Source organism: Dialister micraerophilus, assembly GCF_947090205.1.
GTDB lineage: Bacteria > Bacillota > Negativicutes > Veillonellales > Dialisteraceae > Dialister > Dialister micraerophilus.
The window spans coordinates 130,922-143,449 of sequence record NZ_CAMUNF010000003.1 but is presented as its reverse complement, the minus strand read 5'-3'; the positions used below and the strand labels follow the sequence as shown (position 1 = coordinate 143,449).

The 12,528-nt window shown below is 37.7% G+C and carries 20 protein-coding genes; 16 read left to right on the top strand and 4 right to left on the bottom strand.

Annotation, left to right across the window (positions count from 1 at the left end):
• Positions 1-139: 139 nt before the first annotated feature.
• The 3 genes from P6922_RS03275 to P6922_RS03265 form a co-directional block, all read right to left on the bottom strand.
• Positions 140-1,282: a tyrosine-type recombinase/integrase gene (locus P6922_RS03275; protein ID WP_276874245.1), complete on the bottom strand. Its 1,143-nt coding sequence runs from the start codon at positions 1,280-1,282 to the stop codon at positions 140-142.
• A 690-nt stretch (positions 1,283-1,972) separates the two neighbouring features.
• Positions 1,973-3,007, bottom strand: coding sequence for a DUF3644 domain-containing protein (locus P6922_RS03270; protein WP_276874242.1), 1,035 nt, complete (start codon positions 3,005-3,007; stop codon positions 1,973-1,975).
• 55 nt (positions 3,008-3,062) lie between these two features.
• Positions 3,063-3,728: a helix-turn-helix domain-containing protein gene (locus P6922_RS03265; RefSeq protein ID WP_276874239.1), complete on the bottom strand. Its 666-nt coding sequence runs from the start codon at positions 3,726-3,728 to the stop codon at positions 3,063-3,065.
• Positions 3,729-3,864: 136 nt separating this feature from the next.
• Between P6922_RS03265 and P6922_RS03260 the strand changes: the two genes are divergently transcribed.
• Both P6922_RS03260 and P6922_RS03255 read left to right on the top strand, forming a co-directional pair.
• A complete protein-coding gene (locus P6922_RS03260; RefSeq protein WP_276874236.1) occupies positions 3,865-4,071 on the top strand; it encodes a helix-turn-helix transcriptional regulator in 207 nt (68 codons plus the stop codon).
• Positions 4,072-4,125: 54 nt separating this feature from the next.
• Complete coding sequence (locus P6922_RS03255; protein WP_276874233.1) at positions 4,126-4,362, top strand: hypothetical protein; 237 nt, start codon at positions 4,126-4,128, stop codon at positions 4,360-4,362.
• Here the strand turns inward: P6922_RS03255 and P6922_RS03250 are convergent.
• A complete protein-coding gene (locus P6922_RS03250) occupies positions 4,343-5,152 on the bottom strand; it encodes a DUF4393 domain-containing protein (RefSeq protein WP_276874230.1) in 810 nt (269 codons plus the stop codon). The two genes, P6922_RS03255 and P6922_RS03250, sit on opposite strands and share 20 nt — an antisense overlap.
• 568 nt (positions 5,153-5,720) lie before the next feature.
• Here P6922_RS03250 and P6922_RS03245 point away from each other — a divergent pair.
• The 14 genes from P6922_RS03245 (at position 5,721) to P6922_RS03180 (ending at position 12,507) form a co-directional block, all read left to right on the top strand.
• Positions 5,721-5,924: a helix-turn-helix domain-containing protein gene (locus P6922_RS03245; protein ID WP_276874228.1), complete on the top strand. Its 204-nt coding sequence runs from the start codon at positions 5,721-5,723 to the stop codon at positions 5,922-5,924.
• Positions 5,925-5,951: 27 nt separating this feature from the next.
• The gene (locus tag P6922_RS03240) at positions 5,952-6,149 is read left to right on the top strand and encodes a hypothetical protein (RefSeq protein ID WP_276874226.1); all 198 of its coding nucleotides are present in this window, start codon (positions 5,952-5,954) and stop codon (positions 6,147-6,149) included.
• Between the two features lie 2 nt (positions 6,150-6,151).
• Positions 6,152-6,445 carry a LysM peptidoglycan-binding domain-containing protein gene (locus P6922_RS03235; RefSeq protein ID WP_276874223.1) on the top strand — a complete coding sequence of 98 codons (294 nt, stop codon included), beginning with the start codon at positions 6,152-6,154 and terminating at the stop codon, positions 6,443-6,445.
• A complete protein-coding gene (locus tag P6922_RS03230) occupies positions 6,442-6,789 on the top strand; it encodes a DUF4116 domain-containing protein (protein ID WP_276874221.1) in 348 nt (115 codons plus the stop codon). Before P6922_RS03235 ends, P6922_RS03230 begins: the two co-directional genes overlap by 4 nt.
• Before the next feature lie 137 nt (positions 6,790-6,926).
• Positions 6,927-7,886: a YqaJ viral recombinase family nuclease gene (locus P6922_RS03225; protein ID WP_276874220.1), complete on the top strand. Its 960-nt coding sequence runs from the start codon at positions 6,927-6,929 to the stop codon at positions 7,884-7,886.
• A gap of 50 nt (positions 7,887-7,936) precedes the next feature.
• Positions 7,937-8,734 (top strand): recombinase RecT, encoded by a 798-nt coding sequence (locus tag P6922_RS03220; protein ID WP_276874218.1) that lies wholly within the window; start codon positions 7,937-7,939, stop codon positions 8,732-8,734.
• Complete coding sequence (locus tag P6922_RS03215) at positions 8,731-9,021, top strand: hypothetical protein (RefSeq protein WP_276874215.1); 291 nt, start codon at positions 8,731-8,733, stop codon at positions 9,019-9,021. Before P6922_RS03220 ends, P6922_RS03215 begins: the two co-directional genes overlap by 4 nt.
• Before the next feature lies 1 nt (position 9,022).
• The gene (locus P6922_RS03210) at positions 9,023-9,361 is read left to right on the top strand and encodes a Lin1244/Lin1753 domain-containing protein (RefSeq protein ID WP_276874213.1); all 339 of its coding nucleotides are present in this window, start codon (positions 9,023-9,025) and stop codon (positions 9,359-9,361) included.
• Between the two features lie 30 nt (positions 9,362-9,391).
• The gene (locus tag P6922_RS03205) at positions 9,392-10,222 is read left to right on the top strand and encodes a DUF4373 domain-containing protein (RefSeq protein ID WP_338084749.1); all 831 of its coding nucleotides are present in this window, start codon (positions 9,392-9,394) and stop codon (positions 10,220-10,222) included.
• A gap of 13 nt (positions 10,223-10,235) precedes the next feature.
• Positions 10,236-10,997: a hypothetical protein gene (locus P6922_RS03200; RefSeq protein ID WP_276874211.1), complete on the top strand. Its 762-nt coding sequence runs from the start codon at positions 10,236-10,238 to the stop codon at positions 10,995-10,997.
• The gene (locus P6922_RS03195; RefSeq protein ID WP_276874208.1) at positions 10,994-11,416 is read left to right on the top strand and encodes a single-stranded DNA-binding protein; all 423 of its coding nucleotides are present in this window, start codon (positions 10,994-10,996) and stop codon (positions 11,414-11,416) included. The genes P6922_RS03200 and P6922_RS03195 overlap by 4 nt, the downstream gene beginning before the upstream one ends.
• 13 nt (positions 11,417-11,429) lie before the next feature.
• Entirely contained in the window at positions 11,430-11,837 is a 408-nt protein-coding gene (locus tag P6922_RS03190) for a RusA family crossover junction endodeoxyribonuclease (protein ID WP_276874206.1), read from the top strand.
• An 85-nt stretch (positions 11,838-11,922) separates the two neighbouring features.
• Positions 11,923-12,159, top strand: a complete 237-nt coding sequence (locus tag P6922_RS03185; RefSeq protein ID WP_276874204.1) for a DUF3310 domain-containing protein — start codon at positions 11,923-11,925, stop codon at positions 12,157-12,159.
• A complete protein-coding gene (locus tag P6922_RS03180) occupies positions 12,160-12,507 on the top strand; it encodes a hypothetical protein (RefSeq protein WP_276874202.1) in 348 nt (115 codons plus the stop codon).
• The last annotated feature ends 21 nt before the right edge of the window (positions 12,508-12,528 follow it).

The following is a 12,528-nucleotide window of genomic DNA, read 5'->3' as shown; positions in this document are numbered from 1 at the left end:
ACGTTTATCTACTTGTTTGAACTTTATGTTACTTTGTAAAAAGTGAATGGCGGAGTAGGTGGGATTAACAAATTTATATTGATTTTATCGAAGTTTTTTTAATGTGAGATTTTGCTAGGGGGCATAAAAGGGGCAACCTTTATGCTTTTTGACGGTTTAAAAATTCATCAAATTTAACAATAACTTCTTCTTGTGCCGCTTGACTGACGTGAGCATAAATTTCCATTGTTGTTTGCATGGTGGAGTGTCCGACACGTTGCATTACGGCACGTATAGGTACACCTGCTTCAAGGAGCATTGAAATATGAGTGTGCCGGAATGTGTGAGTGGTTACTCTTTGAGGTATTGATAGTTTGCGCAATATGCGTGCAATTTCAGCACGTGCTATAGGGTTTCCTCTGTTTGTTGTAAAAATATATCCTTGATTTTTATATCCGTTGTACCAATATGTACGTTGATAATTTTCAGTTATAAAAGCATCAATAATTTGGCGGGCACGTTTATTAAGTTTGATTTTCCGAAAGCTGGTTGTTGTTTTCGGTGTAGTACGTGTATGAGCAAATGGATCATATGATCCGTTAATATCAATTTCACCTTTTTCTTTATCGTAGTCGATTTCACGAAGTGCAACAAGTTCGCCGATGCGTAATCCTGTAAGAACTTGAAATTCACACAAAAGACCTATACGAGGATGCAACATCTTTGTTTCTTCCAATACTTTAATAAGCGTGTTCCTGTCCAGATATTTTTGTGATTGGCGTTCAATCTGATCGCGTGTCTTGGCTTGATGTTGAATTTCAACGTCTTCAAGGAATTTGTCAGAATTAACAAAATGCATTTTTACCGCATATTTAAAAAGGCGGCGGAGCGAGTTAAGAGTTTTAACAATATGATTACGGGATATTTTACGTGTTTGCATATCTGTAATAACTGATTGAACCATAGCGAGGTCAATGCGTGAAATAAGTATATTTTCGGGCAATTTACGTGTTATTGTACGTAGTTGTTGAGTAAGGTCTCGGAGAGATGACGGCTTTAATGCTACCGATCTGTAAGCTAGCCACTCTTGAATAACATAATCAAGAGGTTTTTCGTCTATGCATGTACCGATACGTTTTGAAATTTTTTCTTGTAGCATAAGTGTTGCCTGTTTTGTTGCTGCACGTGTTTTTGTAGGCAGCGTGACAGATATGCGTTTTAATTTTCCCGTATAAGAATCTGTATAACGTTCGTTAAATTTGTAAGTTGTACCGCTCTTTGTTTTTCTTTCTTCTATCCACATTTGTAAGCTCCTTTCTTTAACGGAGCCGTGTGTTATAATCAGTATGGTTGGTTGTGGTAACACACAGCTTTTGTCCTTATCGTGTTGGTGCACGGTAGGGACATTTTTTTATTGTGTTTTGGACTTAGCAGGTATTAAGTGCAAGAATTTGTATTTTTTTGGACCTAATTATATTAACTGAATTAATTTGTTGATTTAATATTTTATATTCTTTCAAAATAAAAACCTCCTCCATAATGGAGAAGGTTCTACCGCGCCGGTCCCCGTAGAGATTCCGGAACTAATATATGTCTCCATTATACAAACGTGCTTTAAATTTGTAAATATTAGTTTTTTCTTTTATGTTTTACTCAATACTGCTGTAAATATAAAATTTGTTCCTTATGGTTTAATTGGTGATGTTTTGCCGACGTCGGTAAAACGTTAAAAGCCCTGTATCTTTATTTGATACAAGGCTTTTTTGATTTTGTTGCGAGTTATCGCAAAGTCCATAATTTAAGTGGCGAGTAATCGCCAAGTTATTTATATAGTTTATCAAAGGTTAAGCCTTGTTGTCAAAATAAGCATATTTCTAAAAACTTGTTTTTATTTTTGTTTTTGATATAATATTGGTAGAGCAACTCGTGAAGGAAATAGGCTGGGTTCCCGAATGGGAGTAGGCATACGCTTAGAAGTCCTTTGCCCCTGGGGTTAGCTCTTTTTTTGTTTGTTCTTAAGATTCCTAATTATGTTTTCGGGGTCTTTTTTTATTTCGGAAATTATAAATTCAATAGCTGAATCGCTGTATGTAAATAGTGTTTGAGATGAACGATCATATTTGTAACAATATTTGGGGTTATTTTTTATTTGATAAAACTTTACAATTAAATCGAAATGGCTTGTATTAAAATTGTGACGTTTTTCATCCTCTGCAGGTTTTAAAGGATTGATAAAATTGATATTATCTTTTTTTATTCTCTTGTTTATTAATTCAATGCATTTCTTTCGTTGATAAGGGCATGTTTTTTGCATATCTTTTATTTCTTTAAGTATATATGCGGCTTTTGACGCATCGGATGTAATGGATATGCTTGTTGTAGCTAAATCTTTTTTCTTTGTAATATAAAAATCATGCCTTATTAATACAGCATATCTGTCATTGCCTTTTTCCGGTATAGATTCGTTGATTTTTTGTACTGTGTGTAACAATTTATTAGCTATTGGTTTCGAGTATCTTGCTCGTATTTCATTTGGGTCAATTGTAGATAATTTAATAGAGAGCATGAGAAAGTTAGCGGAGATTTTTTCTGTAATATCTATGCCGAAAAATTCAAGCAATTTGTTTGTGTAATTTAATATAGATGATTGAAAGAAAGGTACATATATTTGCTCATATTCTTCAGTGATAAAATGCGTACTTGTATTTCTTAATTCTAAAATTCTTTCAAGGTTCATTCTTAAAGGGTCTTTATTATTAGTAAAAATACGCTCAACACAATTGAATAGTGAAATTGTACGTTCGTTTTCTTTTGAATAATAAATGCTAGTCTCTCCCTCGTTTTTTATAAGATAGGCTTTTAACAACAACTCCCAAGCGTTACAGATAAAGAATGAAAAGCCTTCTACTCTGTAATGAATAGTCGGTTTATTGTATAATTCCACTCCTACAATAAATGCTTCTTGACTCTTTCTTAATAGCTTTTCTATTAAACTTTGTGTAGATTCTTGTTCTTTTAAATTTGCCATATTTTTCCTTTCTTTTGAACATAATTTCTATATCTTGCTCAATATCGCTACTTAATTACAATTTTCTTCTTACCTCTACTACTTTACCCAGTATGACTATCGGGAGGTTTTCGATTTCTTCGTTTGTGTAAAAGGTCGGGGAGTATACTCCGACGTTGTATCCGATCAAGGTGATTCCGGTTTGTTGTTTTTGAATTTGTTTACAGGTTGCGTCGTTGCCGTTTATTAATACTATTGCGATGTCCCCGCTATCTATATCGCTTTGTTTTTTTACTATTACGGTGTCGCCGTTTTTTATTTCGGGGTGCATGCTTTCTCCGTTTATCCTAAGTGCGAAAAATTCTCCGCTTTTTGCCATTTGAGGTGATATTTCTTCCCAATCGTCTATGTTTTGTATGGCTTCAAGCGGTATCCCTGCAGCAACTCGTCCCAATACGGGTATTCGTATACCGATAGATTGCTGCGGAGAATTTTCTTCTTTTTCTAATGACACATTTTCGCCTTTGGCTAATTTCATTAAACTTTCTATATCTATATTCATACCTTTAGCTACAGCATTATAAGTTTTTATAGATGGAGTAATAGGGTTCCCTGTTTTAGGATTTTTATTTTTTTCAAGCATTGAAATATAACCTTTACTTAAACCTGAAACTTTTACAAAGTCGTCCATTGATAAGTTGTTTTCTTCACGATATTTTTTTATTATTTCGCCTAAACGCATAATTATCACCTCTTAAAAAGTTTATCGATATTTAAATTGTAAAGCACATTAAACAAAAAATCAAGAAAAATGTTTTATACACTTGACAATACTTGTTTAGTATATTAAACTGAATTTGTGAATTGGAGGTGCTAAAATGAAATTCGGAAATAAATTAAAAGAATATCGATTGAAAAACAATATGACACAAGATGAATTGTCAGAAAAATCAAAAGTCTCAAGAACAACGATAGTTTCTATAGAAAAAGGAGAGGCGAGAGTTACAAAAACTGATACATTAGTTAAGTTAGCTTCTGCTTTAAATGTAGGGGTGAATGATATTTTTTTTACAAAAACTGTTTAATTTATTAAACATAAAGTGTAATTAAATCTATCAAATAGAAAGAGAGGTGAAGAAATGGAGAAGGCGAAAAAAACACTATTTTCGGAAGTTCAGGTGATGGTGAATGATCTGTTGTCCGGTATAAGCCAAGAGATTCAAATAAAGATTCTTATTAGGTTAGTTCTTATTTGTATTAAGGCGATACAGTATGAGCGCCAAAGTTTTATACCGGGAACATCATCGAATACAGAATCCATTTTATATGGGGAGATTGCACGGCTTAAAGATGAATTTACAAAACACAAGTCTTAAGAAATTGTTTTCCAAAGGCAGTTAATTTTGCTGATTGCGGTAGGATAACCACTTCGTTATCAGGTGGGCAGACGATTGCGGACAAAAATGGTTGTATTACAGAGCTTATTTGTGAATAGATTTCCGGTTTTACAAAGTGAGCATTTGTGTCCAATTGAATTAAGCCCAGTCTTGCAAGATTATCTGTGATACTTCCTATTTTTCGAAGGTCATCTAATGTATGTAATTTTACACCATTATACAAAATGATGTGTGGGATATAATCCATACCTTCCGCAGAATAGGAGAATTGGTTACCTAATGGATGTGTTTGATGCAATCCATTGTTAGAAGCATTCTGAGTTTTTTGAATCCGGATTGCACACATGGGTAACGGATTAGGGAAATCAAACAATATTTTGGCCTCTTCCGGACTTAATTGGCTGATGATTTCAATGAAAGCAGGATGAGCGAGTTCTTGCATATCTTCTGTCATTGAAGTTGCTAAAAGATTAGCAAATAGTGAATGAAGGTGATCAGAGTCAGCAGTGAATTGACACTTTTGTAACAAGGGAGCAGCTAAATAAATGGGTGGCGGAACGATATTATTTTTCCCGTTTAACCTGAGACTTAAGTCATTCTTCAGTGTATCAAGGGAATATTTAGCATATTTCCCCAAGTATGATGTGGGATAACCAAGAATTGTAACAATGTCGCTAAGGGCAACGTCAACAGCTTTAACGGTTTGTGGAAATGCTTTGGTGGCAGAATCAATTACTTTATGTGGGTTGGCATTAATAATGGAATTCATCATTAAAATCTCCTTTTATAAACCTGATTAATATGCGTTCTGTTCAAATTATAAATGAATACAAAAAATTACTCAAACGCAGTACAAGAAAGAGAGGTGAGGGGTATCTTGTGCTTTAGTTTGCCTATCACTTATTGGCAATGAAAAAGAGACGCACTTATAGAATGGTTTTCTAAAAGTACATCTCTTTAGCCATAATCAGGTTTTGACATTCCTAATTATGCTCGTTTGGTTGCCGAACTCTTGCAGTTTCATTCTCTTATCCGAGAAACGTCTAGAATATTCAATTCAAATCAAACTCAACACGCGGGTGTCAATCCGTGTTTCTTGGAAGCATACGTCACTTAGGTATTCGAGATTACCGTCGTATTAAGCCACGACAAGCCTCAGTATGTAACGGCACCGGCTACGGTCAAAAACTGACTCATTTGAATCAGCCTCCTTCCGTAGAGCAAGTAAAAATTTATACCTACATAAAGCAAGTATATAAATGCTCTTAATGTAATTATAGTTTTGTATTAATCTAGCGTCAAGTGCTCAACACAGAGTAAAGAGGAGTGATAGGTAAATGGAAGTACAAGATGTTGTAGAGATCGTAAGAGTAGAGAGACAAAATAAGGGATTTTCTCAATACGCACTTGCAAAGAAAAGTGGAGTATCAAGAGAATTTATCGCAAATCTTGAAAGGGGTGTATATGTACCTAAATTAAATACACTTATCAAGTTATTAAAAGCGTTAGATTTAGAAGTTGTTATTAAATGTAAATTTTAAATCTATTCAGATAAAAAAGGAGGAGTCATGATAACTCAAAAATGGTTCACAACTAATGAGTTGGCGGTTATGTGGAATTATAGTCGTCAACAAATTTGGCGGTTGCGTCATGAAATGCAGGCAGTTCCGAGATTTGCTGCCGGAGTCAGAGGAAGAAGGAAAGGACTTCGGTTTAACGGTGAAATATTTGAAGATTTCATGTCTTGGAGTGAAAGGAAGGTGTGAAATTGAGGTTAAGGGTTAAGCGGATTTTATCAGTATTTGCAGTGGCTGTAATTCTCGGTGCGGGTGCTTGTGCGTATTTTAGACCTGGCAAGTATACTTACATGGTGCAGTACCGGAAAGAGGTTCAGCAGGGTGAAACTGTATGGGACATTTGCAGTGAAATTGCAACCGACAAGGAAGATTTAAATCGTCTTGTTTGGCAGACGATGAAAGACAATAGAATCAAGGATCCGAATGATGTACAACCAGGGATGCTTTTAGTTGTGAATGTTGAACAGGCGAGAGGTGCAAAATGAATTGGAATAACAAGGAAGAAGTTTTAGAAGCAGTAAGAAAAAGCGGTTGGGCGTTGAGGCATGTCAATAAAAGATTTTTAGATGATAAGGATGTGATTCTATCAGCGGTAAACAACCTCAGTGCAGTGCTTGTGTTTGCAAGTGAGCGTTTAAAAGATGACGAAGACGTTGTTCTGGCGGCAGTAAGAAAAAACGGTTGGGTATTAAGATTTGCAAGTAAGCGTTTAAGAGATGACGAAGACGTTGTTTTGGCAGCGGTGGAAGATGATGAAGATGCGTTGTTTTTTGCAAGTAAAAGAGTGAAAGCTGCGATTAGGGAAAAGAGGGAATTTAATGACAGATAAAGGCGGTGAAGTAATGAGGGAAGGTTTATATAAAAAGACAATGAAAAAGGATGACAGATAACGGCAATTATCTATCATCCGGGCGGAAAATACATTCTCTTTCCGCCTCCATTATATCACATACAGGAGGAAAAACTATGTATACAAATTGCGATTTAATTCTGTCGGTTAAAGAAGCGGAGGACCATGAAAAGTGGTTAGCTGTGAGGAATCAAGGAATCGGAGGTTCTGATGCTTCCGTGATTATGGGGTTAAATCCTTATAAGTCGGCTTATCAATTATGGTTGGAAAAGCGGGGAGTTGCAGATCCGGAAGATTTAACAGGCAATCCGTATATCTATTGGGGACGGAAAAATGAGGCGAATATTGCTGACTGGTTTCAAGAAGAAACAGGAAAAAAGATTCGGCGGCTCGGAACACTTCAAAACAGAGAAAAGCCATTCTTGCTTGCCAATGTAGACAGAATGGTTACCGGGGAAGATGCGGGATTGGAAATCAAAACAGCCGGTGTTTCCCAGTATAAAAAATGGAAAGATGATGAGATTCCGGATAGTTACTATTGCCAGTGTCTCCATTATATGGCGGTAACGGGAGCTGATTATTGGTATATAGCTGTTCTTTTAGGTGGAAATGACGCCAAATGGAAAAGGATAGAAAGAAATGAGGAAGATATCCGGGTGCTCATAGAAGAAGAGACTAAGTTTTGGGAAATGGTCAAGACGAATACACCGCCGCCGATTGATGGGACTATGTCGTGTTCTAATGCTTTAAAACTGAAATATAAAGGCAATCCTGGAAGTGAGACGATGTTACCGGCAGAAGCTGCGGATATTATTAATGAGCTGGATAAAGACGCAGAAGTAGAAAAAGCGTTGAAAGAGAGTATCCAATTAAAGAAGAATAAGCTTATGGATATGATGGGCGACTTTGAAGTCGGTCGTATCGGCGATAGAAAAGTCACATGGAAAGTCACGAAAGGTCGGGAGACCATTTCGTTGTCGAGGATAAAAAAAGAGGATAAGGGATCGTATTATGCGCTCAAGGCGGCAGGGCTTATCACTGTGAGTAAGCCGTCGAGGACGTTCCGGGTATGGTGAGTGATATGACACAGGAGAGTTTATTTAAATAGTTTAAATAAGGAGGAAATATGAGAACAACAGGTGGTTTACAACAGCAACAGGCACAGGTGCTTCAAAACGGGGGTGGAGTAACATTAAAAGGGTATCTACAAGCGATGATGCCGGAAATAAAAAAGGCGTTACCGACGGTGATGACGCCTGAGAGGTTTACAAGAATTGTAATGACGACGATCTCAACGAATCCTGCATTGCAAAAATGCACACCGCAATCTTTCTTAGGTGCTGTCATGCAGGCAGCACAGCTCGGGGTAGAGCCTAATACGCCACTCGGGCAAGCGTATTTAATTCCTTATGGGAATCAAGTGCAATTTCAGCTTGGGTACAAAGGACTGATTGACTTGGCATATCGTAGTGGGGAAGTTCAAAGCTTACAGGCTCATGAGGTTTATGAGAACGACACATTTGAATACGAGTTGGGACTCAATCCAAAGCTTAAGCATATCCCTGCGCTTAATAATAGAGGAAATGTTATCCTCTATTACGCTGTAATTAAGTTTAAAAACGGCGGGGAAGGCTTCGAAGTGATGAGTCGTGAAGATGTTGAGGCTTTCGCAAAGGTAAAGTCTAAGACTTATGGTCGTGGTCCGTGGCAGACAGACTTTGACGAGATGGCAAAAAAGACCGTTTTAAAAAAGGTGCTGAAGTATGCGCCGATGAAAACGGACTTTATCAGAGCCGTTGCGACTGATGAAACAGTAAAGAGTTCCGTCGCTGAGCAGATGGCAGATTTACCGGATGAGACAGTAACTATTGATACTGAAGCTCAAGTCGTCGTGGATAAGGAAACAGGAGAGGTGAAGTCATGATAGCAGATTTATTGAAAAATCTAAATGCTATCGGTCGGGAAAATTCGGTGAGCCGTAAAACGCTCACCGGGCTTACCGGTTTATCTGATAGAAAACTCAGGTCGACGATCGAAAATGAGCGCCGAGCAGGAGAATTAATCTGTTCTCACATGGATCCCGGCGGCGGTTATTATTTACCGGAAATGAGCCTTGAACTCAGGGCTTATGTGAATGAGCAGCGGAGCCGCATTCAATCTCAGATATTAGCATTGGCACCTTTAGAAAGGGCATTAAACGGAGGTATGTAGAATGGGAAAGTCTATTGCATTAAGTTGTGGGTTTATAAGCAATTTGCGAGTGCGTATGTTGAAAAATCGAATGGGTACTGACGCATTAATGATTATCGTTTCTATGCTATGTAGATATAATGAAAAGTCGAAATGTATTCCAATGAGTGAAGAGAATATTTTTCTGGCGGCAGAAGCTGCGGATAGTTGCGAAGAGTATGTAAAGGATGTACTTGATGAAGCTATCACGTTAAATATTTTCCAAACTGTAAACTTTTTTAATGATATTGATGGGCAATGTGTTCGTCGCAGCGGGTTGATCCCGAATAAGGAGTTATGCACCGGGTTATGGAATAAATAATTAACTGTTGAATCTTTACTGAAAGGGGTGATGCAGGTGGCAAGACCGCTGAAACAGGGTTTAGATTATTACCCTATGGATGTCGGTTTTTTGCGAGATATAAAAGTGCGAAGAATAATTAAGTCATGCGGAGCGTCATCAATCGCGGTACTAATTTGGCTGCTGAATAGCTGCTATCAGGACGAGGGGTACTATCTGAGGTGGACAAAGGATTTGCCTTTCATTGTGGCGGAGGATACCGACGTCACGGAAGGACACGTACAAGAGGTTGTTAAAAAGGCTTTACAAGTAGGTTTCTTTGACGAAAGCATGAAGGATAATTATGAGATACTGACTTCTGCAGGGATACAAAAAAGATTTTTGGCTGTAACTTCGAGAAGAAAATCGGTATTTCTCCGTAGGGATTTTGCACTCATCTCCATTAATGACGACATTAACTCCATTAATGACAACAATAACTCAATTAATGTATACAGAAGTACACAAAGTAAAGTAAAGGAAAGTAAAGTAAAGAAGAGTATAAGAGATATGTCACATGATGTGATTGATGACAATGTTTCTACTACTACCAAAACTACTACTACAAAAAATAATTCATCTATTTCATCAAAGAAGTTTAGGAAGCCAACGCTTGAGGAAGTGAAAGCCTATATCAAAGAGAAGGGATACGTGTTTGATCCGGAAGCATTCATGAGCTATTACAATGCTAACGGTTGGCGTGTTGGTAGAAATCCTATGAAGAGTTGGAAAGCTGCATGTGCTTATTGGAATAAAAATGAAAAGTCTGTAAAGGGGAAAAAGCCTATACAGGGAAGTCAAAGTTTATCGAGAGAAGATTTAGATATTATAAAAGACTTTTAGGAAGGAGGTTTATATGGAAAGCATTACTCAGGTTTTAAAGGAGTTAGAGATGTCCATTCATAAGACACCGGAAGATGCTCATACATACATTTGTGATAAGTGTCGAGATAAAGGAATCATACCTGTAAATGTTAATGGTTATATCATGGTCCGGATTTGTAAGGACTGTGAAAGAAAAAGGAAGTTAAAGAAGTGGCTATCTCATAGTGGTATTTCTTCTGAAGATTATAGTCGCTATACGCTTGATAATTTTTTAGAGGATACTGATGAGGCGTGCAAAATGAAAAGGGTCGCCTTGAGTTTTATTCATGATCCGGATGCTATCGGGCTTGGCTTTTTCGGGGCAAGTGGAACGGGCAAGACTCATATTTGTATTGCCGTTTGTCAAGCGGTGGGTACTGAACACCACTATTGGCAGTATAGAAATGAAATTCAAAAGATTAAGAACTCAATGTATCGGAGTAGTGAAACATACGATGATTTGATGAGGATCCCTAAGACATCACCATGTCTTTATATCGATGATTTATTTAAGGGTGCTTATAGTGATGGCGGTGTCGACAAACAGGACTTGCAAATAGTTTTTGATATCATCAACACGCGGTATATAAAGAGGTTACCTACGATTATTTCGAGTGAGTATAGTTTAAATGCTATTACGAAAGCTGACACGGCTATCGGGAGTAGAATTTATGCTATGTGCTATCCATATCTGATGAGAGTGGATGGAAGGAATCGGCGGTTGCAAAGGGGGGAAAAGGAGAAATCAAAATGAATACAGTACAGATTTTAGGTAATTTAGGGAAAGAACCGGAAATTAGAGCAACAGGCACAGGTAAAACAGTAGCGAGTTTTTCCGTCGCAGTGAGCAGGGGTTATACAACACCGCAGGGGGAAGAGAGACAGTACACAGACTGGACTAATGTTGTAGCTTGGGGAAGTCTGGCAGAAGCGGTAGGAAATGAATTGAAGAAAGGGGATCGCGTGTTTGTAGAGGGCAGGTATTCTACGAGGAGTTATGAGGATAAGAGTGGGCAAAAGCGTTACATCACAGAAGTAATTGCAAACACAATAGCAAAACCGATAGGCGGAAAAGAAAAGCCGGTTACAAAATTCACGGACTTCGGGCGTTCGGAATACGATTCGGGAGAAGTGTCAAAGAAAGAACATAATCAAGAAGATATACCGTTTTGATTGAGGTGTAGATATGGAATTTATTGTTGAAGGAGATCCGCAGGGGAAAGCAAGACCGCGGTTTAGTCGGAGAAGCGGGACGGTATACACGCCGTCCAAGACAGCAAAGTATGAAAAAGAGATCCGAGATTCGTTTCTTGCTGCCGGCGGAAAAATGATTCCTGATGGAAGTTATGTGACGGTAGCGGTGGATGCGTATTTCAAAATTCCTAAGTCTTATGCCAAAGGGAAACGGTTGGCGTGTAAGTATAATATCAATCGACCGGACAAAAAGCCGGACATAGATAATATCCTAAAGGTGGTATTAGATGCATTGAATAAAGTGGCTTATGAAGATGATAAACAGGTGGTCGAGGTACGATGCCGGAAATGGTATTCAAGTAGTACAGGATTTTTGAGGATTTCAGTGAGAGAGTTGTGAGTTCTGTGATGTAGTAAAACCGCAAACATCTGTCTTGGTAGGGCGTATGGAAGGGAAAAAGCATTACAGAGTGAGGAGATGAGGAATGGCGGATATTAAGCGTGAGATGATAAGTCATCCGGTGCATTATACGCATGGAAAGATAGAGTGTATCGATGCTATTGAGAGTGCTACGTGTGATTTGACCGGGATTGAAGCGGTTTGTACGGGAAATATTATAAAGTATGTATGGCGGTGGAAGTTTAAAAACGGGGTAGAGGATTTGCAAAAGGCAGAGTGGTATTTACATAAGTTAATAGAAGAAGTAAAAGGAGAAAAGTAAATGAACGAACCAATCATATCACCGTGGATAATTTATGCTATTGATGTTTGTAATTCTATTAGTGAAGTATCCGTAATTTTCAGTATATTGGGGATATTTGCAATAATATGCATTTTTATTGCAATGCTTGATAGACCATATGAGGATAATAGTCGATACAAAAAGTTACTTAAAAGACTGATGATTTCTACAATAATGTTTATCATTGTGGCAATTATCGTCCCTGATAAAAGAGTAGGATATACTATGCTTGCAACTCAGTACATCACGGAAGAGAATGTGCAGCAGGCAGCGAAGATGGTGGATAGAATTGCTGATAAAATTATACGGGTAAAAAATAATTCATAAGAGTGAGTGCGATAAGTAGGG